Annotated in this window: 19 protein-coding genes; 7 read left to right on the top strand and 12 right to left on the bottom strand. The window is 33.3% G+C overall.

Annotated features, from left to right (window positions below; translation table 11 throughout):
- Positions 1-14 precede the first annotated feature (14 nt).
- The 3 genes from DNC80_RS04620 to DNC80_RS04610 are packed head-to-tail and all read left to right on the top strand — an operon-like array spanning position 15 to position 2,522.
- A complete protein-coding gene (locus DNC80_RS04620; protein WP_144889756.1) occupies positions 15-740 on the top strand; it encodes a polyprenol monophosphomannose synthase in 726 nt (241 codons plus the stop codon).
- Between the two features lie 13 nt (positions 741-753).
- Positions 754-2,094, top strand: coding sequence for a dihydroorotase (locus DNC80_RS04615; RefSeq protein ID WP_182649611.1), 1,341 nt, complete (start codon positions 754-756; stop codon positions 2,092-2,094).
- A gap of 5 nt (positions 2,095-2,099) precedes the next feature.
- Positions 2,100-2,522, top strand: a complete 423-nt coding sequence (locus DNC80_RS04610; RefSeq protein ID WP_182649609.1) for a DUF4296 domain-containing protein — start codon at positions 2,100-2,102, stop codon at positions 2,520-2,522.
- Here DNC80_RS04610 and DNC80_RS04605 read toward each other — a convergent pair.
- Positions 2,519-3,544, bottom strand: coding sequence for an NAD-dependent epimerase/dehydratase family protein (locus DNC80_RS04605; protein ID WP_182649607.1), 1,026 nt, complete (start codon positions 3,542-3,544; stop codon positions 2,519-2,521). The genes DNC80_RS04610 and DNC80_RS04605 overlap by 4 nt on opposite strands.
- Before the next feature lie 196 nt (positions 3,545-3,740).
- Between DNC80_RS04605 and tyrS the strand changes: the two genes are divergently transcribed.
- Positions 3,741-5,033 (top strand): tyrosine--tRNA ligase, encoded by a 1,293-nt coding sequence (gene tyrS, locus DNC80_RS04600; RefSeq protein WP_182649604.1) that lies wholly within the window; start codon positions 3,741-3,743, stop codon positions 5,031-5,033.
- Positions 5,034-5,113: 80 nt separating this feature from the next.
- Here the strand turns inward: tyrS and DNC80_RS04595 are convergent, their stop codons facing one another.
- The 5 genes from DNC80_RS04595 to DNC80_RS04575 all read right to left on the bottom strand — a co-directional run bounded on the left by DNC80_RS04595 (position 5,114) and on the right by DNC80_RS04575 (position 11,490).
- Entirely contained in the window at positions 5,114-5,791 is a 678-nt protein-coding gene (locus DNC80_RS04595; protein WP_182649602.1) for a hypothetical protein, read from the bottom strand.
- 21 nt (positions 5,792-5,812) lie between these two features.
- Positions 5,813-6,793: an acyl transferase gene (locus DNC80_RS04590; RefSeq protein WP_182649754.1), complete on the bottom strand. Its 981-nt coding sequence runs from the start codon at positions 6,791-6,793 to the stop codon at positions 5,813-5,815.
- A 130-nt stretch (positions 6,794-6,923) separates the two neighbouring features.
- Positions 6,924-7,265: a T9SS type A sorting domain-containing protein gene (locus DNC80_RS04585; RefSeq protein ID WP_144889747.1), complete on the bottom strand. Its 342-nt coding sequence runs from the start codon at positions 7,263-7,265 to the stop codon at positions 6,924-6,926.
- Positions 7,266-7,367: 102 nt separating this feature from the next.
- Positions 7,368-8,573 (bottom strand): hypothetical protein, encoded by a 1,206-nt coding sequence (locus DNC80_RS04580; RefSeq protein WP_158728779.1) that lies wholly within the window; start codon positions 8,571-8,573, stop codon positions 7,368-7,370.
- Positions 8,574-8,712: 139 nt separating this feature from the next.
- A complete protein-coding gene (locus tag DNC80_RS04575) occupies positions 8,713-11,490 on the bottom strand; it encodes a TonB-dependent receptor (protein WP_182649600.1) in 2,778 nt (925 codons plus the stop codon).
- A 176-nt stretch (positions 11,491-11,666) separates the two neighbouring features.
- On the opposite strand from DNC80_RS04575, the gene DNC80_RS04570 reads away from it, so the two are divergent.
- Both DNC80_RS04570 and DNC80_RS04565 read left to right on the top strand, forming a co-directional pair.
- Positions 11,667-12,350, top strand: coding sequence for a response regulator transcription factor (locus DNC80_RS04570; RefSeq protein WP_144889741.1), 684 nt, complete (start codon positions 11,667-11,669; stop codon positions 12,348-12,350).
- The gene (locus DNC80_RS04565; RefSeq protein ID WP_182649599.1) at positions 12,351-13,406 is read left to right on the top strand and encodes a cell wall metabolism sensor histidine kinase WalK; all 1,056 of its coding nucleotides are present in this window, start codon (positions 12,351-12,353) and stop codon (positions 13,404-13,406) included.
- A gap of 60 nt (positions 13,407-13,466) precedes the next feature.
- Here DNC80_RS04565 and DNC80_RS04560 read toward each other — a convergent pair whose 3' ends face one another.
- From DNC80_RS04560 to DNC80_RS04540, 5 genes are all read right to left on the bottom strand, one after another.
- Complete coding sequence (locus DNC80_RS04560; protein WP_182649596.1) at positions 13,467-14,534, bottom strand: glycosyltransferase; 1,068 nt, start codon at positions 14,532-14,534, stop codon at positions 13,467-13,469.
- Positions 14,535-14,757: 223 nt separating this feature from the next.
- Positions 14,758-15,342: a hypothetical protein gene (locus DNC80_RS04555; protein ID WP_182649594.1), complete on the bottom strand. Its 585-nt coding sequence runs from the start codon at positions 15,340-15,342 to the stop codon at positions 14,758-14,760.
- 85 nt (positions 15,343-15,427) lie between these two features.
- Positions 15,428-18,859, bottom strand: a complete 3,432-nt coding sequence (locus DNC80_RS04550; protein WP_182649592.1) for a hypothetical protein — start codon at positions 18,857-18,859, stop codon at positions 15,428-15,430.
- A gap of 144 nt (positions 18,860-19,003) precedes the next feature.
- Positions 19,004-20,260, bottom strand: a complete 1,257-nt coding sequence (locus tag DNC80_RS04545; protein WP_182649590.1) for an aspartate kinase — start codon at positions 20,258-20,260, stop codon at positions 19,004-19,006.
- Between the two features lie 91 nt (positions 20,261-20,351).
- Entirely contained in the window at positions 20,352-20,858 is a 507-nt protein-coding gene (locus DNC80_RS04540) for a GNAT family N-acetyltransferase (RefSeq protein ID WP_144889730.1), read from the bottom strand.
- A 256-nt stretch (positions 20,859-21,114) separates the two neighbouring features.
- Between DNC80_RS04540 and fbp the strand changes: the two genes are divergently transcribed.
- Positions 21,115-22,134, top strand: coding sequence for a class 1 fructose-bisphosphatase (fbp, locus tag DNC80_RS04535; protein ID WP_182649588.1), 1,020 nt, complete (start codon positions 21,115-21,117; stop codon positions 22,132-22,134).
- 56 nt (positions 22,135-22,190) lie between these two features.
- Here the strand turns inward: fbp and DNC80_RS04530 are convergent, their stop codons facing one another.
- The gene (locus DNC80_RS04530; RefSeq protein WP_182649586.1) at positions 22,191-22,622 is read right to left on the bottom strand and encodes a TerB family tellurite resistance protein; all 432 of its coding nucleotides are present in this window, start codon (positions 22,620-22,622) and stop codon (positions 22,191-22,193) included.
- Between the last annotated feature and the right edge of the window lie 79 nt (positions 22,623-22,701).

The raw sequence follows: 22,701 nt of genomic DNA, 5'->3' as shown, positions 1-22,701 counted from the left end.
TTTAGTTGAAAAAAATGAATGATTGTATAGTTATAATCCCTACCTATAACGAAATTGAAAACATTGAAAGTATCATAAGAGCTGTGCTATCACAACACAAGCTTTTTCATGTTTTAATAATTGATGATAACTCTCCAGATTATACTGCGGATAAAGTAGTGCTTCTCCAAAAAGAATTTGAAGGCCGTTTATTTCTTGAAAAAAGAGAAAAAAAATCAGGTTTAGGTACAGCGTATGTACACGGATTTAAATGGGCATTGCGTCATCAATACGAATTCATTTTTGAAATGGATGCAGATTTCTCTCACGACCCAAAAGACTTAGAAAAACTCTACAACGCTTGTCACTTTGGCGATGCCGATTTAGCAATTGGTTCTCGTTATGTAACGGGTGTAAATGTGGTAAACTGGCCATTGAGTAGGGTATTGTTGTCTTATTTTGCATCAGTATATGTGCGTTGGGTTACTGGAATGAAAATTCATGATGCCACCGCAGGTTTTGTTTGCTATAAGCGAAAAGTACTTGAGGAAATCAATTTAGATAAAATACGATTTGTGGGTTATGCATTTCAAATAGAAATGAAATACCGTACTTATTGCAAAAAATTTGAGATTGTTGAGGTTCCTATTATCTTTACTGACCGAACAAAAGGTCAGTCTAAGATGAGTAATTCCATCATTGTTGAAGCCGTATTTGGTGTAATTGCTTTGCGATTAAAAAAAATGATTAATACATTATAAAAAAACAATTAATATGAACAAGATTTTAATTAAGAACGCCAAAATTGTAAATGAAGGGGTAGTTTTTGAAGGGGATGTGTTAATTGAAAACGAAATCATTGTTGAAATAGCCGAAAGTATTAGCGCTAAATCTTCTGATTGTAAAATTATTGATGCCGAAGGGAATTTTTTAATTCCTGGAGCAATTGATGATCAAGTACATTTTAGAGAACCAGGACTTACGCACAAAGGCGATATAGAATCAGAGTCGCGAGCAGCTGTAGCAGGCGGAATCACCACTTATATAGAGCAGCCTAATACAGTACCTAATGCGGTAACGCAAGAAATATTAGAACAAAAATACGTTTTGGCTTCCCAAAAATCATTTGCCAATTATTCTTTTATGATGGGAGCTACAAATGATAATTTAGAAGAAGTTTTAAAAACTAATCCTAAAAATGTTGCTGGAATCAAGATCTTTTTAGGGTCTTCAACCGGAAACATGTTAGTAGATAATGAAGTTACACTCGAAAAAATATTTTCAAGTACTTCCATGTTAATTGCCGTACACTGCGAAGACGAGACTACAATACGCAATAATTTAGCTCAGTATAAAGAATTGTATGGAGAAGACATACCAGTATCAGCCCATCACTTAATCCGAAGTGAAGAAGCGTGTTACATTTCCTCTTCAAAAGCAGTTGCTCTTGCCAAAAAAACAGGTGCTAGATTGCATATTTTTCATCTTTCTACGGCAAAAGAAATGGAATTGTTTACCAATAAAATTCCGTTAGAAGAAAAGAAAATTACTGCCGAAGTTTGTATTCATCATTTATGGTTTACCAATGATGATTATGCTACAAAAGGAAACTTGATTAAATGGAACCCAGCTGTAAAAACAGCTCAAGACCGTAAAGTGTTGTGGGAAGCTTTGCTTGACGATAGAATTGATGTGATTGCAACAGATCATGCACCACATACACTAGAGGAAAAACAAAAATCATATCTGGATGCACCATCAGGAGGGCCATTAGTGCAACACGCAGTAGTAGCCATGTTTGAAGCTCACCATCAAGGTAAAATTAGCGTGGAGAAAATTGTTGAAAAAATGTGTCATAATCCAGCTAAGATTTTTAAAATCCACAAAAGAGGCTTCATTAAAGTAGGTTATTATGCTGATTTAGTTATTGTTAATGCAGGTTTGCCATGGAGCGTAAAAAAAGAAAATATTTTGGCTAAATGTGGTTGGTCTCCTTTTGAAGGATTTACATTTAAATCCAGAATTACGCATACTTTTGTAAATGGACAATTAGTTTACAATGCATTCAAGGTAAAGGACATTCGCGCTGGAAAACGTTTAGAATTTGAAAGATAAATATCATGATTAAACACTGTGTCTCCGTAATATGTTTTCTTCTTTTATTGAGTTGTAAAGACCATAATGGCATTCCTGAACCTGAAAAGCTCATAGAGAAAGGTGTTATGGTAGATATCATGTATGATTTGTCAGTTTTAGAAGCCATAAAATACCAAAACCCGGCCTCTTTAGATTCTTTTAAAATCAATGCAAGTGCTTTTATTTTAAAAAAGTATAAGGTAGATAGTATACAGTATATGAAAAACAACAAGTACTACGCCGCTGATGATGAACTGTACAAATCCATGTTTGAGAAAGTAATAAAACGTCTTGAAGCCGATGTTAAAAAAGCAGAGACTCAAGCTAAAATTGACGATAAGAAAGCTAAGTCCAAAAAAAATAAAATTAAAACTGCTGCTAGCACTGATACGGCAACAGTAAATTAAATCTTCTTTATCGGTTTAATAATCGATTGTAAATAGGGTTGTACAGCCGTAAAATTAAAATTGAGTTGCTGTTTTATTTTGTGGTTTGAATAGGTATTTTGGGTGTAGGTTGCCTTTGCTGTGATTTTAGATAACTTTCTTTTAGTTCTAAAAACAACAGATGATAACCAGTCCAAACGCCATAAAGTTTCCATTAAAAATGGGCTTGCATGCGTGTTGGGTCTTTTTACATGCAATGCATCGGCCATAGTATTAAGTACATTTTGAAAAGTTATATTTTCAGCAATAATAATAAAACGTTCGTTTTTTATAGTGCTTTGCATCAATGCTACAGCTATTTTTACAACATCTGTAACGGCAACAAATCCAGAGGTGCCTTTTGTATAATATTTCAGTCCTTTTTTTACTTGAGTTAATAATTGACCACTTCCTTGTTCCCAATCTTTGTGATCTAGTACAGGTCCCAGAATAACTCCCGGATTAATAATTATAACATCTAAACCTTCTTGGTGGCCGCGCCACACTTCCATTTCGGCGCCATATTTAGAAATGGCATAGTCACTATGGTTTTGTTCTGGATTCCACTCTGTTTCTTCTGAAATGTATTTTTCGTGCGGTAATAAATCTCCAAGTGTTGCTATTGAACTTACAAAGCACAATTTTGCTATACCGTATGCAATACAAAAATTCACCACGTTTGCGGTTCCTTCAATGTTTATTTTTCTAAGTTTATTTTCATCCGCAGGGTCAAAGGAAATTAAGGCGGCACAATGGTAAACGTCTGTGATGTTTTGAAAAGCAATTTCTAAAGATGGAACATCAGTAATATCTGCAGGAACCCATTCAATTTGCTGCAAGAGGAACTCTTTTTTGTAAAAGGCAAATAAGGATTTTGTTTTCTCGATTGATGCAATATTTCGATAAATAGCACGTATGGTACTGCTTTCATTATTTTGATTTTCAATCAAATGAATCAATAAATGTGTGCCTACTAAACCGGTTGCTCCTGTAACTAAAATCATATTGTAAAAGTAATAAAATCAACGCCAAGGACAATGCCATTTTTAAGCGAAATTAGAAATCTGAATTTTTTTTGAAATTATTTTTTGTGTTTAATTTAGAAATTAGTGTTGAAATTGCCATTGCCATTGAAATTCTTATCTTTGTAATCACCAAGCCATGTTGGCTGAACCGAAGAAAGTAAATTGATTAAAAAAGATGAAGAATTTTATTGAAGAAGTAACTTGGAGAGGAATGCTCCACGATGTTATGCCGGGCACAGATGAACATTTGATGGAACAAATGCGTGTGGCATATGTGGGAATTGACCCAACTGCCGATTCATTGCATATAGGTCACCTAGTAGGCGTGATGTTGTTAAAACATTTTCAATTAGCGGGTCACAAGCCATTAGCGTTAGTAGGTGGCGCAACAGGAATGATTGGTGATCCATCCGGAAAATCGAATGAAAGAAATTTATTGGACGAACCAACATTACGTCACAATCAAGAGGCGATAAAAGGACAATTGGCTCGTTTCCTAGATTTTACTTCGGCTGCGCCAAATGCTGCTGAACTAGTAAATAATTACGACTGGATGAAGAATTTCTCTTTTCTGGATTTCATTCGTGATGTGGGTAAGCATATTACTGTCAATTATATGATGGCAAAGGATTCTGTTAAAAAACGTTTGTCATCAGAAGCTGCCGAAGGAATGTCGTTCACGGAGTTTACGTACCAATTGGTTCAAGGTTATGACTTTTTGCATTTGTACAGAGAAAAGAGCTGTACGTTACAAATGGGAGGAAGTGACCAGTGGGGAAATATCACTACGGGAACCGAATTAGTGCGTAGAATTGCTAGCGGAAAAGCCTATGCTTTAACGTGTCCGTTGATTACAAAAGCGGATGGAACCAAGTTTGGAAAATCCGAAGGTGGGAATATTTGGTTGGATTCGGTTAGAACTTCTCCTTATAAATTTTACCAATATTGGTTGAATACATCTGATGTGGATGCAGAGAAATACATTAAGATTTTTACTTTTTTATCGAAAGAAGATATCGAGGTGTTAACTGAAAAACATAAAGAAGCGCCACACATGCGTTTGTTACAAAAACGTTTGGCCGAAGAAATTACCGTGATGGTACATTCAGCAGATGATTTAGAAAATGCCATAAAAGCATCTAATATTTTGTTCGGAAATTCTACCTCAGATGATTTAAAACAATTGGATCAAGCAACATTTTTAGATGTTTTTGACGGAGTTCCTCAGGCAGAAATCAGCAGAAATGAAATCGAAGCTGGGATCAATATTGTTGACGTTTTAAACGAAAAAACAGGATTTCTAAAATCGAATGGTGAAGCAAGACGCGCTCTAACAGCTAATTCTATTTCTGTGAACCGTGAAAAAATTACCGAAGAATTTGTGCTTTCAAGCAAAGACTTAATCAACAATCAATTTGTATTGTTGCAAAGCGGAAAGAAAAATTATTTTGTAGTGAGAGTCGTTTAAGGAGATAAACAAATTATTCTCTATTCTAATTATAAAAAATTCCCAATAACTCAATGAGTTGTTGGGAATTTTTATGTGGTTTAATCTCTAAAATTGATTTCTACTTTGTTAGTGTATATCCATCCTGTAGCGATTGTGGGGTCGCTAAGTATGATTTTTAAATCTTCAGGGAGCAGAGTTGAGACTAGTTCTTCTTTGTTGAAATACAAAAACAAATCAAGATAATGAATTGTTTTTTGGTCTAAAAAATATTCATTGTCTTCAAATTTGTGATACCGGTTTTTATCCCAAGACAATGTTGCAGAAAAGTTTTTTGTTTCATTAGGTTGAAACTTAACAATACTTTCTAAGATTTTTTTACTTCTTTTAATCTTTAATTCTTTTTCCTGTTTCAGTAAATAATCAGCTAAACCTTTGCGATTATTTTCTAGGTCTTGCATTATTTTTTTAAGTACCGCATCACTTTTTTTAGAATCGAATACAGTATTCGTTTCTATCATGTTTTTTTCTTGAAACAGCCTGTACGAGGGTATCCAAGACGAATTGTTGTACATGTTAGATCGTAACTCTTTAGTATTTAAAACTAATGAAATAAGACTTTTTGCTTTGTTTTTGATGTGGTAATGTACCGTAAATATACGTTCGCTAGTAGAAGGATCGTGATGCGTTATAGAATCTATTTGAACTTCTATATCGGTGTTTTGCGCATTGCTACATAAACTAGTGAATAATAAAAGTGCCAAAAATAAAGTTCGCATGCTCCCAATAATTATTAAAGATTAAAGAACCATCAAGTTACACCCTCGAATATCTGAATTGTCAAAACGACCCAATACTTCAAAGGAATTGTTGGGGTTTTTTTTGCCCAAATCCTGAGTAGCTATAAAGGAACAAGAATTGATGTTGGCCAAATCAATTACGTTGATTCCGCCTGTTTTTCCGTCTGGAATATATGTCAGAGCATCTTCGGTATCGCGAACCAATATTTGCATCCAAGCAGGGCACTCAAATACGCCATTTCCTAAGGAGTAGGCCTGCGAAAGTAATTCGGTCATGCCGTATTCTGAATGTATGGCTGCTACGCCAAAACCTTCACATAATTGATCGTGTAGCTCTTCCCGAATCATTTCCTTTCTTCGTCCTTTCATACCACCGGTTTCCATGATGATGGTGTGTTGTAATTTAAATTGTTGTTTCTCAATTAAGTCTAGTAAAGCAAAGGTGACGCCGATTAAAATTACATTTTGACCCGCCTCTTCAAGGTCGTTAAGTTTAGCAATCAATTCGTCGTGATTGTTGAGGTAAAAACCGCTTTCAGGATGATTGGAAAGTTCTATTAGATCCTTGACCATGTAAATTAACGAAGAGCCTTCTCTTTCTAGATAGGAGGGAAGCAAAGCTAAAACTACATAATCTTCAATGTTGCCATAAAATTCTGAAAACCCTCTCTGGTAGCTTTCTTTATATAATGTAACATCAGTTACAAGATGTTTGCTGGTAATCATTCCGGTTGTTCCGCTGCTGGTAAATGTCTCTTGAATATCATCGTAATTGGAAATCACTTCATGACTCTTAAAAAACTGTATAGGTAAAAACGGAATTTGTTGTATAGATTTTACTTTGTGAGGATCTGTTTTAAGAAAATTACAAAACTCCTGATATACTTTGTTGTTTTCGTATTGGTAACGAAAAAATTTTAAAGCAATTTTTTCAAATTGTTTTTGACTAGAAATAGTGAATATATCAGTGGTTGTGATCAAGAATTTTTTTTGCAAAAGTATGAAAAATTTAAAAAGGTCGTTTGTTTATCTGTCTTTAGAAAACGGATGCTGTTTGGTATTAAAAAAAAAGCTCCAAAAAATGGAGCTGTAATTTTATATTTCGAATGAATTACCGAATTATTAATTTTCGAGTTGCAGAACTTTCTTTTTCATTAATTTTTATAATGTATACTCCAGAAGATAAATTAGATACATTCAGTTCTTTAGAGCTGAGCATGGTTTGCAAAACTTTTTTACCGAGTACATCAAAAATTATGATTTCTTTATCAAGGTCATTCTTAGTGGTAATGTAGACTTTACCATTACTCACAGGATTTGGGTACAAGCTCAATCCCTCAATAGTAGAGGCAGTTTCTTGTAATTTTGGTTGCTGTTTATTGTCTTGCGCATAAGTGCTTGCAGAGAATAAAAAGACCAATAAAGTAATCGTATAAAAGTAGTTTTTTGCCATCAGATTTATTTGAATAGTAAATATACAAAAATAATTCAAATAGTGTACCAAAAAAAATGCCTTTCGTTATGAAAGGCATTTTTGTATTTGTTTAAGAGGTGGTTATTTGATTAATGTTGCTCCATTAACAGATGACCAATTTCCGGCAGTTAAGCTTGCTCCAGTAGCTGTAGTTGTTACACCCCAGTTTGTTGCAGGATTAAAGCTAGCTGCGTTAACTGTAAATGTTGTAGCTCCAGATATAAATGTATTATCAGAGTTATTGATAGTTACGTTTGTCAATTTTATTTTACCACCTGCTACTTGATTGTTGTATGTAGTTATATCTCTAATTTGTAGTACTCCACCATTTTTAGTTGTAGGTGTAGTTTGATTTTTGTAACCGTCAATAAGGATATTACTGTAATCACCGTTTCCTTCAGCTTTAAACTGAATAGCGTCTAATTGGATCTCTGTTTGTGCTTCTGTTACAGTACCAGCAGCTCTTTTCAATGTGATGTTAGTTACTTTTGGGAAAAATGTGTTATTAACACCTTTAGCTTCAATTTCCATTCCGTAATTAGCTGCACCTTCTTGGTATGCGTACCAGTTAGTACTTTCTTGACCTCTCCATCCATCTTGCCAGTCAAAAGCGTCATCAGAGTTTCCGTAAGAAATTGCGTTTTTCAAACTTACAGTTCCACCGTAAAACTCAAATCCATCATCATTACCTTTGTAAGAAACTAGATTTTCTAAAATTGTACCTGATCCTACAGAGTAGAAAGAGAATCCGTTTTGTTCTTTGTTATTTTGAGTAATAACTTGACCAGCGTACTCAACTCTAACATATTTAAGTGTTCCACCATTGTGGGTAGCATTAGATCCACCATAAGGTAATACTAATCCGTCTTCAGAAGTAGCAGTTTGAGGTGCAGCAGCTGTTGCAGAGTTCACTATTGGAGCGTCTCCATACATGATAATACCACCCCATGATCCTGCAGTTTTAGTTGTTGAAGTAAATACAATTGGTTCTGCAGCAGTACCTATTGCAATTAATTTTCCACCATTCAAGATTACGAAAGCATCTTCTCCGTTACTTGGATCTGCTGTTATAGTTGAACCAGCTTCAAATGTAATAGTTACTCCCGAAGCAACTTTTGCGAAGCCTTTAAGAGTATAATTACCAAAAGCATACGTTTTAGAAACTGTTAAATCACCAGTTATTTCACCTGTTACTGGAGTCTTTACAGGGTTTTCTGTAGTGTCATCACTTGAACAAGAAGTAAAGATTGCAGCAATAAAAGCTAAGCTTAATGCGAACTTTTTCATAATAAATTTTTTTTAATTTTCTAATGTTAATTTCTTGGTGTAAAAGTACCCTGTATGTTTGTGTATTACCTATGCAAATTGTTATCAAATCATAATCAAAATGCTACTTAAACATTACTCTAATGTTAAGAATGTTACTTTAAAATGTATATGATACATTCATAGAAAAGCCAGTCCCTCTTTTAAAATCTTTTACAGTTAAGTCTTTTTCAATAATTGTAATTTTATTTTCTTCTCCTAATTTGATTCTGTATAAAGGATTTAGGATGTTATCAATCGAAAATTTAGCATCCCATTTTTTACCTATTTTATTACTCCATACTAAATCAAGTTTACTGAATGGTTGCTCGTAATAGTGGTCTAATCCATTTGTACCTACTGCAAATATTCTTTTTCCATATACATTATACACAAGAGATGCAGTGTTTGTCCAATTTTTTGAAAACTCAAAATCGTATTTTAAGTCTGCATTTATTAACCATGGTGATGCACCTTGAAGTTGTCTGTCAGGATTAGTTTCAGCAGCATTTTTTTTGCTAATTGTTACTTTCGAATACATTAAGGAAGTGTTAAAGCCCAATGATAAATTTTTAAATTTATCAGAAAAACGATCAAGTTGTACTAGAAATTCTACTTCAGCTCCTAAAAGAACTGCCTTATCTGAGTTATCGTAAGTAATAATCTGCCCCCCACTACCTGCAGATTGGGTGAACAATCTTTCAATAGGATTTTGAATTAACTTGGAGAATGCAGTAACAGCCATTAATTCTTTAGCTGTAGGGAAAATTTCGTATTTCAAATCGAAATTATAATTATCGCTGTTGATAATGTTTGTGTTACCGTTTTCAATTGTACCATCTAAGTTTACAAATTCTAATGGATATGCCTCCATTATTACTGGTCTAGTGATTGTTTTTGAAGCTGCAAATCTTAAATTAGAAGTGTCGTTAAATTTGTATTTCATATTTAACGATGGCAAAATGTCAAGACCAGTTACTGTCTTTGTCTGAAATGCATCATCGAAAGATCCTGGATTTCTAAATTTTGTTTCTCTACTGCTTTGTTCTACTCTTACTCCTACATTAAGTTCCGAAGCTTCACTCAATTTTAAAGCTAAATCAGAATAACCTGCATTTACAAATTCAAACAACTTAGCTTTGTACGTTGAGTTAGTACCTTCTCTGTAAGTAAAATCACCATTAGATATAGCCGTTGCTAGAGTGCCATCAGGAGAATTTGTGCTGAAAGTGGTTGCATTTGATCGTAGTCTTTCAGAAACCAAAAATCTGAAACTAGATTCCATACTGTTTACATAAGAATTATATCCTACAGTTAATTTATGATTGTCTTTTGTATCAGATTTACCAAATTTCCAACTGTATTCAAGTAAACCAGAAACATGAAATTTACCGTCTACATCAAAAGTTTGTCTGTATAAACTATTTCCAGTATAACTTATAGCTGTTGTATTATCATCTAGTAAAACTCCTTTGTATGATTTTCTGTCAGGAAGTTGGAAACTTGTTTTTGTAAATGAAATTCCCGCTTTAATATTTTTTCTGTCGTCTTTAGATAGTTTGTAATTCCCTAAAAGTTGTGAATTCAAGAAATCAGTTTGTGTAAGTTGATTCAAACGGATAAAGGCATTGTTGTTAACTGGAGCTGCATTAGTATACCCCAATTGATCTTGAATCATATTTTCTGTAGATTTCAAATAAAAAGTATTTGAAGTTAAGTCTAACCTTTCTGTTTTATAGTTTACTCCAACTAAAGCAGATGAATTGGTGATGTATTTATATTGTTTATTATATAAATTGTTGTCATATATTCCTTGTCCAATGTTAAAAAAACGATCAACGCCTTCTCTATATTGAAATTTATTGTCAAAATTAAATGACATTAAGTATTGCAAAGAGTTATTGTTTTTACCTACAGTGAACTTTGCGGAGTTTAAAATACCAATGCTAGTGTTCAATGGAGATTTACTTTGCTCTACATCATATCCTGAGCCAAACTGTTTTAGTGATTCGTCAGCTGTTAAAACACGATTGCTAGGCACACTACCTAAAACGCTAGGAAAATCTCTTTCATTACCAGAAAATCCAAAAAAGTCTCCAGTTGAAGTTGCGTCTTTAGATGTTAAAAATTTGCGTAAATTATTATTCGTTGTGTATCCTGCTCCAAAATTAATTTTTGTTACGTTTTTTGATCCTCTTGAAGTAACTATATTGAAAGTTCCTCCTGCAAAATCTCCGTATAAATTAGTGTTAAATGTTTTGTAAGTTTCTATAACCCCAACTATATCGGTTGGAAATAAGTCTAAAGGGATAATTTTTTTGAATGGATTGTTTGATGGAACTGCTAAGTCATTGATTAATAAATTATTATACCTATCCTCTAATCCTCTTACAAATAAACCTCTACCGTCTACTTTGGTAATTCCAGTTACTTTAGTAAGTCCTTCTTCTACGTCGCTTACTCCTTTTGCCGAAAGTTCTTGTGCACCTATCGATTGTTTAATTACAACTGCATTTTTTTGTTCTAGTAAAAGAACAGTAGCCTTTTCTCTACTTCCTTTACTTTTTACAATAACATCTTCAAGCTTGTAACTTCCAGAACCTAGCGCTTTATTGATTGTTACTGTTTCATCTGCAACTACTGTTACAGGAACTTCTATAGTTTCATAACCCACAAAACTTAGTTGTAAGGTGTAACTTCCAGGTTGGATTTTTATGGTATATTTACCATCTACGTCAGTATTGGTTCCTATTGCTGTTCCTTTGATGAGGACATTAGCAAATGGTAACGATTGATTATTAGCATCTTTGTCTGTTAACGTTCCAGTAATGGTACCTTTACTTTGTGAGTAAGAGATCGCTGTAAGTAATAACGTGAAAAATAGTAACTTGAATTTCATTTTGTTTAAATTTTTTGCAAAGTAACGTTCATAATGTAAAACTTGAGTTACTCATTTGTTAACCTTATGTTGTGTTTATGTTTGCAAAATTCATCTAATATTAAATTATAGTTAACAGCTTTTGGATGCTGGTTTTATGTTTACATTTACATCTCAAAAATAATTTTTGAACCCTTATGAAGAAAAAAAACACCAAGATTCTACTGGTTGATGATGAACCGGATATTATCGAGATTGTAGGATACAACCTCTCACAAGAGGGGTATCAAATTGTTACGGCTACAAATGGTAAAGAAGCCATTGCTGTGGCCAAAAAAGAAATTCCAGATTTAATTATTATGGATGTGATGATGCCAGAAATGGATGGAATGGAAGCTTGCGAAAACATTCGAAAAATACCTGAATTAAATAATGTATTAATTACTTTCTTGACTGCGCGTAGTGAAGATTACTCTCAAGTTGCTGGATTTGATGCAGGCGCAGATGACTATATTAACAAACCTATTAAGCCCAAATTGCTAGTAAGTAAGGTAAAGGCATTGTTAAGAAGGTTAAAAGAAAAAGAAGTTAATAGCGAAACTCTCAACGTGGGTGGTATTGAAATCAATAGAGAAGAGTATAAAATTGTAAAAGACAATATTGAAATTGCTCTGCCAAGAAAAGAATTTGAATTATTCTATTTATTGGCATCAAAGCCTGGCAAAGTTTTTAAAAGAGATGAAATTCTTGATAAAGTTTGGGGTAACGAAGTAGTTGTAGGAGGAAGAACTATAGACGTTCACATTAGAAAACTACGTGAAAAAATAGGCGAAGATTTGTTTAAAACCATTAAAGGTGTAGGATATAAGTTTGAGGTGTAAATGACAATCAATTTTAAAAAAACATACCGTTTTGCTGTAAAGTCAGCATTGTATATTACTATATTTTCTACTATTTTAGTTAGCTTTTTAACCTATCTTTTTTTTAGTTTTTCCTTTAAATTTAGTCTGCTTTTTGCATTTTCAATAGCTACTTTTTCTTTTTTAGTGATACAATATAGAGTGGAGCGTTTTATTTACAAGAAAGTAAAAAAAATATATGATGATGTTTCTTTATTAGAGTCTAGTACTTTTAGAAACCAGCCAATCACTACTGATATGGCTACGCTTACTCGTGAAGTAAAAAAGTTTGCAACAGATAAAAAACTAGAAATAGAAACCCTAAAGGTTCGTGAAGAATACCGAAGAGAATTTTTAGGTAACGTTTCTCATGAACTCAAGACTCCTTTATTTACTGTACAAGGATACTTATCTACCTTGTTAGATGGTGCGATGAACGATAAAACAATTAGAAAGAAATATCTAGAGCGTGCCGAGAAAGGTGTAGAAAGATTAATCTATATCGTACAGGATCTTGACATGATATCAAAATTGGAAATAGGAGATTTGAATCTTGAAATGGGTGAATTTGACATTGTGAAATTGGTTCAAAATGTTTTTGACTTGCTCGAAATGAAAGCATCGAAAAAAGATATTTTACTTATGTTTGATATGCGTTATAATAGACCCATAATGGTTTATGGTGATGAAGACAAAATTCAGCAAGTGGTTATGAATCTGGTTGTGAATTCTATAAAATACGGTAAATTCAAGGGCTCAACTGAAGTAAGTATAGAGGATTTAACGGATGAAAAAGTGATTGTAAGGGTTACCGATAACGGAGAAGGAATTGAGAAAAAAAATATACCAAGACTTTTTGAACGTTTTTATAGAGTGGATAAGAGTGGTGCAAGAACCGAGGGTGGATCTGGCCTAGGTTTGTCTATAGTAAAACACATTATAGAGGCACATGAAGAGAGAATCTATGTTGATAGTACCTATGGAGTGGGATCTGAATTTTCATTTACAATTGAAAAGGCTAACGTTAAAGAGGTATAATAAATCTCATAAATTAAAAAAAACCGACTACAGTGTCGGTTTTTTTATGCAATACATTAATTAGGGGTTAAAAACTTCAAATAGAGTTGTCCATTCTATTCTAGATTCAGACCTCGGTAATCCTTTGTAATCATGAACCATTTCTAAGTCACTAATTTTAAAATTATCCTGAGTTGCATAAGGGACAAGTCCTTCTTTCATTAATTTTTTTGCTAAATATTCTTGTTCATACTGACCGGGTGTAGGAATAAAAAAAGCTTTTTTACGAAGTACGGCTAAGTCCATGATAGTGGTGTAACCAGATCTGCAAAGTACTATTTCACTTTCGTTAAAAACGTTTTCAAGTTCTACAGAATTCATGAAATTAAAGTAGGTAACATTTTCTTTTATAACTTTAGTTTGTTGTGGGGCAATATTCCCTTCAATAAAAATGGCCTTACCTTGATAATTTAAAATTTCTTTTTTCAAATAGTTTTCTAATAATCCTCGTTGTGGTTCTGGTCCTGAGAGAATGATCAATAAATCATATTTTTTGGGAACAAGTTTTTTTTGTAAACGGCTTATGGGGCCTATGTATTTTATTTTTGGATTAAGAACCTCAAGATGACCTAAATTCCCCGTAAGGTTTATTGTGCCTCCATAATCTGGAACCCAACATTGCTTATATTTATTAAAGATGTATTGGTGAATTTTACTGGTTATCCAAGTTGTGTTTCCTGTTAAAACATTTAATTGATGTGTGATATAAACAGATGGTACTTTTTTATCAAAAACTCCCAGACGATTATCCGATAGTATACCATCAATTTGATATTGTTCAATCCAGCCCCGAACAATTTTTCTTTCGGTACGGATTGCTTTTAATGTTTTCAAACTATTTTGAATTAACTTCCACTTGAAATTCTTCCCTTTTTTTGCATATTCAATTTCGTACGATGGCAGCTCTAAAGTTTGCAAATCCGGAAACTCTTTTCTAAGTAATGCTAGAGCAACTCCATCCGAAGCTATTATGGGAGTAAAATTGTTTTCTAGTAATGCCTTTATGATCGGAATACATCTAGTGGCGTGTCCTAAACCCCAATTAAGCGGTGCAATTAAGATAGTTTTAGCGCTGTTATTGTTATTCATTTCAAAATTGTATCAAATGTTTTGTAAGTGTAAGATACATTGAAACACTTCTTTTTTGTATTTGTAAAACATTACCAAACTATTAAATTATGGTAATTCGATTTACTGAGCTTTAAAACGCATCATCAAAATCATTTTAAAAATGGAGTTTAGCAAATTTAAAAAGGATATAAAAAGCAAAAGCTATCCCAAGAGATAGCTTTTATTATTTTGTTACTGTTGCTTATTCTTGAATATACGTCTTATTTCCGTTAGAATTGATGTAGTATTTACCACCTCTAGGACCAGTATATACTTTTTTACCATTGTATTCACCAGTTACTTTGTCTGCAACTTTTGGAGCTTTTTCAGTGGTTTCATTTATTTTTTTTGCTGGTTTTGTTATTGCTGCTTTTTCTTTAGTAGCCTCAGCTTTGGTCTTAGCCTTTGTAGCTTTCTCTTTTACTGCTTCTGTTTTTTCTTTAGTAGCATCAGCTTTGGTTTTAGCTTTTGTGGCTTTTTCTTTTGCTGCTTCAGTTTTTTCTTTAGTAGCATCAGCTTTGGCTTTAGCCTTTGTTGCTTTCTCTTTTGCTGCTTCAGTTTTTTCTTTGGTAGCATCAGCTTTGGCTTTAGCTTTAGTAGCTTTCTCTTTTGCTGATTCGGTTTTTTCTTTGGTAGCTTCTGCTTTGGCTTTAGCCGCCTCTTTCTTTTTAGCTTTGGCTAACTTTTCGGTGGCTGCTTTTGTTGCTTTTTTCTCAGTTGCTGTTTCTTGTGCGTAAGTACTTAAAGAGAAAATAAAGGCCATACACAACATTAATAATTTTTTCATAGGGGTTTTGTTTTTTGTTTAGTAGTATAAAAATAGCGAAAAAAATGTTTTAAAATCAATTCGTAATTCAATATCGTAAAATTGCTTAAAAATAGGCTCTTAGTTGAACGTTTCCAGTGTGTATGGCGTTGTTTTTTTCACTCTTTCGACCTTGATAATTGATGTTTATATCTAAAAACTGAGTGATATTTTTTTGCAAAAGTAATCTCCATGTTAAGTTTTGTCCAGTTTGTAGTCCTTCGAGCATTTGAAATCCTACTGCAGAAAGTTCGTTTCCTATAAATTTATTTTGATACAAGGACAATTCGCCATTCATAGTTATTTTTTTTGTACCAGCAAATGAAAAGGATGTTCCAAATCGACTTTGATTGAGCGTTTCATGATCGCCGATGGTATTTTCTTTTTTTTGCAATTCGTAAAATAAATCCCAACTTGTATTTTTCGAAAATAGATAACTAACTTTTGGTGTCCATTGGTAACCCGAAAGATTGAAGTTTTTTTCTGGAAAATTTTCAGATTTTAAAGCAGATTGTATTGTTTTAGTAAAAACACCAAAAAGCCAATTTTTTTGGTACAAATGATTGTATTGCAACTGATGTGAATAGTTTGAAACTTCCTGTGAGCCAACTGATGATAGGTTTGTAGTTCTGCTTTCTAGATAGGAATAGGTAACGGAATGTTTTTGTTTACCTCTGTTGTAAAACAAACTATTTCTAAAATTATAGTTTAAACCTAAAACATTTTTGGTAGCATTAGAAAACGGATTTAACTCAAAATTAGCTCCGTCGTTTTTCACTTTTCGATCTAATAAAAATGTAGTTTGGTTGTAAAAATTAGAGAGAAATTTTCTAACTCCTTTATTGTTTTGCCAAATTGTAGGGTTCCACGTAAGGGATTGAGAAAATTTATTTTGATGGGTTTTTATAAAAATACGGTTAGGTAAAAACACTCTTATAAACTTTGCTTGGTCAACAAAAGGCGCCACTTCAAATTCCTGTAGCTCTTGAATACCATTATTATTGTAATCGTTCCAGGTGTAAACTCCTTGTCCTGCCGCTACCTCTAAGTAGGTGAATTCTTGTTGCGGAATCGTACCAGAATTAGTCTCAAATACAGTGTTGCTCACCAATAATTGTTTCAAAAACCGATCGGTGTAAATAATCCTTGAGTTGAGGGTAGATTCTTTTTTTTGTGTATTTGTTTCAAAGTCTAACACTCTATATTGAGATACAATTGACAAGTCACTTTTTGCAGTTTGAATCAGTTTTGTTTTAAGCGCAAAGGTTTGAGAGGTATTTACTCTTTGAATCAAGTTGTTTTGTAAACTGTCATTGCTACGCTTCAAATAGCCTAGCTCTACAAATACTTTGGTACTATCACCGCGACCGGCAAAAAATCCGTATTCTTTAAATTTTTGGCTTAAGGCTGAAAATTGAAGTGTATTAGTGTCTTTTTCTTTATTGTCTTCTGTGCGAAGGGTTGTGCCTATCCAGTTTTTTTTGTGATCATAACGCATTTGGAATTGATTTCTAAAAAATTCAGATTGCGATTTGTTCGACTCACTTTTAAGATAACTTCCCCTATTTTTAAAACTCCATTTTTTTAGTTGGAAAGCACCATTTACAACATGTTTTCCTCCTGAAAAACTGTCTGAAAAATCTAGTTTCTCGTATTGGTATACAAAAAAACCTTTTTTTGAAGTCAGTTTTTTAGGATTTAAATTTAGTTTCACACCGCTAACTAGTAAACTTTGATTTCCAGTTCCATTAGTACCAATGTTCCAATCACGATCAAATTCTATGTTGTAAATACGTTCCATAGATTTAAAATTGCGCTGTATAAATTGATAGTTTGCAAAAACATCCATTTGCCATTTTTTTGAAAAAAGGCGTTGCTGTCCATTTATTTTTCCGGCAACTCCTTTATTATCATTGTCTTGTAGCGTTGAAAATAAATTTTTATCGGTATTACTTACCCCCATTTCTACTGCTATCATTGTTTTATCACTAGGGTTGTATTCACTTATAAATGTGGCTACTTGCGTTTTTGTGGGAGCAACAAGTTGAATAGTAGCTTCGTAATTACCTTGTGGGATTCCGTTTATTGGGGCTACATATTCAAACACACGGGTGATGGTGGCGGTATTTGCAACTATATAATTTCCGTTGTTTGGGCCAACTAGTGTAAAACGGACATTAAATAATTCTTGCTGATCCTCATTTGAATATTCAAAGAAAGTTACTCCATTTGCAATTACTTTTTTATAGAGCACTTTATTTTCATCAAAGGTATCAGCATACTCAGATGGTGCTATCATCAATTGGGGATTGTCACCCGCTTGTGTCAAAATTTGCGCTTGTTCTCGGGTAAGGTTTTGTTGTAAGGGTTGGTTTTTTAAATCATTCTCCGAGTACAAATAGCCTTTTAATTGCCATTTTTTATTCTCGTGAGTTGCCCCTGCATAGGTTACAAATCGGGTGTAGTTTTGATCAGAGTATTGATATTCTACTGCAATTCTCATTTCAGAGGTTATGGTGAACAAGGGTGTAAATACAATCTCTCCCGCATTATAATCAATGGTGTAGTCATTATTCTCACCTCGTTTTAATAAAGTACCATTTACATATACGCGCTCCGATCCAGAAACCACTAGTACATATAACTCTCCGTTTTGTCCTTTTAATTTATAAGGGCCTTGGTTGCCTTCTTGTCCTATGATGTCACTTTTTGCATATTGTCCTCGCACTAATGCTGCTGATGCAAAGAGATCGGTTTTGTGATTTTTATTTCCAAACTGGATTTTTGTAGAAAGTCCTTGTACTTTTTTATTAAAGTTTAGGAATTGGGTGTTTTTGTTTTCCAAGAAAATATCTCCCGCTCTAATGTTCCAATCTTTGCTATACAACTCCATGAAAACATTGTCAAACTGATCTAATTTTTGAGAATACCCCCCGTCTTGTAGTGGAATATTACTATCTTGAATGGAGGCTCTCAAGCTCACTTTATCTGATATTTTGCCTGTTATTTGTAAGTCAAGGTTCGATCCAAATACCGCATTTTGATTATTTCCGATGGTAATTCCTCGGGTGATACTTCCAGAGGTATTTAGGCCATCAAAAGGAACTGTTTTGTTGTTGTTTTTTTTATCGATTGTGTATAAGTTTCCTTGTAATGCGGTATTGCTCACGATTTTATTCGAATCAAATACTTGGTATACCTTAGTGAGTATTTCGGGAAATTTTAAATACTGCACTGTCAAGGAATCGCGCTCTATTAGCAAAGGGGATTTCAAGAGTAAAATTCCTTTTGTGAAATTAATTTCAAAAAAAGTGCTGTCTATTTTTTTACCATTGGCGTCAAGCAGTTTAAAAAAGTGCGGATTAAGACTTTCTTTTTCTATATAAAGAGTATCTTGAGTTCTAGCTATTTTTTTTGTTTTGTACAAGGAGTTGATTTCCTGCGCCTGTAGACCAGAAAAGAAAATCAAAAGAAAAAAAAACAAGATTTTTTTTAGCATAAATACTATAACTCACAGGAATCAAAAGTAGTATTTATAATTTGATAATAAGTATTCAAAAAATGGGTAGTATGCAGTGGTATTATCCTGCTACTCCTAAATAAAAAGGGAAGTAACTGCATGTTATTTCCCTTTTTTCTATTCTTAAACTTCTTTAGTCACCACTTGCATGGTCTCGCGGCTTACTTGTTTGAGTAAAACAATTTTGTTTTCTTCAACTGTTTTTGCAGCAGTATCATTAAAATGTCTGATGGTGTACAAGGTTACATTTTGCTCGTAATCTACTTTGAATTTTTTTGATAAAATGGCATTGAGCGCATTAAAATTATCAAATTTATCTTCAACACATACAGAGAAACTGATGGCCGAGTTTTGGATTAAATTTACTTTTATTTTGAATTGATGAAATAATGCAAAAATCTCGCTGATGTTTTCCTCCATTATAAAAGAGAAATCTATAGAAGAAAGCGAAATTAATAATTGGTTTCTTTTTACAATAAAACAAGGTAAATACGGCTCCAGATCTACTCCTTTTGAAACACTAGTCCCTTTTAGTAATGGGTTTATAAATGATTTTACAAATAAAGGAATTTCCTTTTTTTGTAAAGGTTGTAACGTTTTTGGGTGAATCACGGTAGCGCCATAAAACGCAAGTTCAATAGCTTCTCGATATGAAATTTGGTTTAATAAACTAGCATTCTCAAAATATCTTGGGTCAGCATTCATAACCCCAGGTACGTCTTTCCAAATGGTAACACTTTCGGCATTTAGGCAATACGCAAAAATGGCAGCAGTATAATCAGATCCCTCACGGCCCAGTGTTGTTGTAAAATTATTGGGGTCAGATCCCAAGAAACCTTGTGTAATATTTAGGATTTGTCGTTTTACATTTTTGGCAATATTAGCTTGTGTCAAGTCCCAGTCTACCTCGGCATCTCGATACGTAGCATCAGTTTTTACAAAATTACGAACATCTAGCCATTGTGTTTGAATACCCATAAAATTCATGAAATGACTCAGGATGGTTGTTGATATCAATTCGCCAAAGCTTACAATCTGGTCGTAAACAAAATTGTAATTAGGAGATTTATTATGTGCCAAAAAATATTCTAAATCACTAAATTGTGCATTTACGGCAGCAAATACTTCGTTTTTTTCATCTTCAAACAAATCGATCAAGATTTGATTGTGGTATTTTTTTACTTCTTGAACGGATGATTTTAATTCAGTTGATTTGTCAAAATAATTTTTTATAACAAGTTCCAATGCATTAGTAGTTTTACCCATAGCTGAAACTACCAGTAATACATCCTCATAACCCACTGTTTGTAAAACGCTGTACACGTTTTTGATTCCTGATGCATCTTTTACTGATGCACCTCCAAATTTGAATACTCTCATATTTTCTTAAATCACAATTTTTAAATTCTAAATTGAAATCAGAATTCTATTTATTTTTAATTTCCTATTTGTGTCTCTGAATTTGGGCGCTTTATTTCAATTTGTCAGATACAAATTGATGTATTCCTAATTCATCCATTTGTACTACATGCCAATCGCGTAATACTTTGGCTCCTGATTTTTCGTAGAAATCAATTGCTGGCGTATTCCAGTCCAGAACATTCCATTCTACTCTTCGAACCTGGTCTTTCTTACCTTGCTTTAAAATTTCAGAATATAAGGCATAACCTAATCCTGTTCCTCGCATGCTTTCTTTTACTACTAAATCCTCTAAGTGAATGGTTTTACCTTTCCAAGTTGAATACCGATAGTACCACAAGGCGATACCGACAATTTGCTTATCTGAAGTACTTTCTGGAGAGTCTGAATCAATCTCTGCTACAAAAACATGAAACAGTGGGACAGCTCCAAAACCATCTCGTACTAAATCTTCAACGGTAATAAGAACTGCATCTGGTTCTTTTTCAAACAATGCTAGTTCTTTGATTAAACCTAAAACGGAAGGCATATCTGCCGGAGTACCTTTTCTTATTATCATGGCGTAGTTGTATCTGTAAATGATTGGATTATCTAACGGGCAATTGTCAATTTCTTGTTTTTAAAATCTTACAAAGATTCTGCTATGCTATTTTTAATTTAATTGTTTAAAATCACAATTAAATAAACTTTAAACCTAAAAATTTACAGTTTATTTAGCAAATATACAATAGTGGTAAACTAAGTTCATATTATTGAAATCATTTTCACAAAAAAAACGATATTTGTGACTTCAAAATAACTACAACGATTTCGAAATGGAAGAACGCAACAAGACTTTAGGAGAATTTATTATAGAGAATCAAAATGCTTTTCAATATTCGTCTGGTGAATTATCCCGAATTATTAACTCGATTAGGCTTGCCGCCAAAGTAGTAAACTATAAGGTAAATAAAGCTGGATTAGTTGATATCGTGGGTGCTGCAGGGGAGCAAAATATACAAGGAGAAGACCAACAAAAACTGGATGTTTATGCCAATGAAGTTTTTATTCAAACCTTAATTAACCGTGAAATTGTATGCGGTATTGCCTCTGAAGAGAACGATGAGTTCATCACTGTTGAAGGAAGTGATAACAGTCACAACAATAAATATGTGGTATTGATGGATCCTCTTGATGGCTCTTCAAACATTGATGTAAACGTATCTGTGGGTACCATATTCTCAGTGTATAGAAGAATTACGCCAATAGGAACTCCAGTTACAATGGAGGATTTCTTGCAACCAGGAATCAATCAAGTAGCTGCAGGATATGTTATTTATGGAACATCAACCATGCTAGTGTACACAACGGGGCATGGTGTAAATGGGTTTACATTGAATCCTGCAATTGGGACTTTCTATTTATCACACCCTAATATGAAGTTTGCTAAAGACGGTCATATTTATTCTATCAACGAAGGGAACTATATTCATTTTCCACAAGGGGTTAAAGATTATATCAAATACTGTCAGACAGAAGAAGAGGACAGACCGTATACTTCTAGATATATCGGTAGCTTAGTTTCGGATATTCATAGAAATATTATCAAAGGCGGAATTTATATCTACCCAACTAGTTCAAAAGCACCTAATGGTAAATTACGTTTATTATATGAATGTAATCCTATGGCGTTTATTGTGGAGCAAGCTGGAGGTAAAGCTTCAGATGGTTTTGGAAGCATCATGGAAATTACTCCAACCGAATTGCATCAGCGTGTTCCTTTCTTTTGTGGAAGCTATAACATGGTTGAAAAAGCCGAAGAGTTCATGCATAATGCAAAGTTAAGCAAATACTAAAAAGCAAAAAGCTTCCAGGATTACTGGAAGCTTTTTTATTTAAATACAGCTGTAATTTATTTGTGCATATTTTGCATTTCCTCAAGGAAAGTGTCAGAGTCTACCTCTTTGTCAACAAGTTTTAAGGCTTTGTCAACGATGTAATTTACATTATCAGTATTGAACCCTAAAGCTACACCTATTTTTCTCAACAACATTTCTTGTTGATTTCCTAAATGATGATCTACGTGAACGATTCGTGCTAAATCATACAAACGCTCTAATCTTTGCTCGTGTAAATACGGTGGATTGATAGGGTAATTCAAAGGATTTTCTAAAATTTCCTCATACTCCACTGCTGATATTTCTAAGCGAAGTGCTAGTTTGTCTAAAAATGCTTTTTCTTCTGGTGAAAATTTCCCATCAGTAAGTGCAACTCTAACAATTGAGGCGAAGTGACCTTTGTTTCTTAGCTTAAATTCGCTATCAAATAAATCTGAAAATGACATAGTTATTGATTTTATATCCTACAAAGATAAATCTATTTTTAAATTAATTATTTTAATTTTTGTTTAATTTTTTTCGAAT

Source organism: Flavobacterium sp. SOK18b (genome assembly GCF_014156605.1).
Classification (GTDB): Bacteria; Bacteroidota; Bacteroidia; order Flavobacteriales; family Flavobacteriaceae; genus Flavobacterium; species Flavobacterium tiangeerense.
This window is presented reverse-complemented; position numbering and strand designations above follow the sequence as displayed.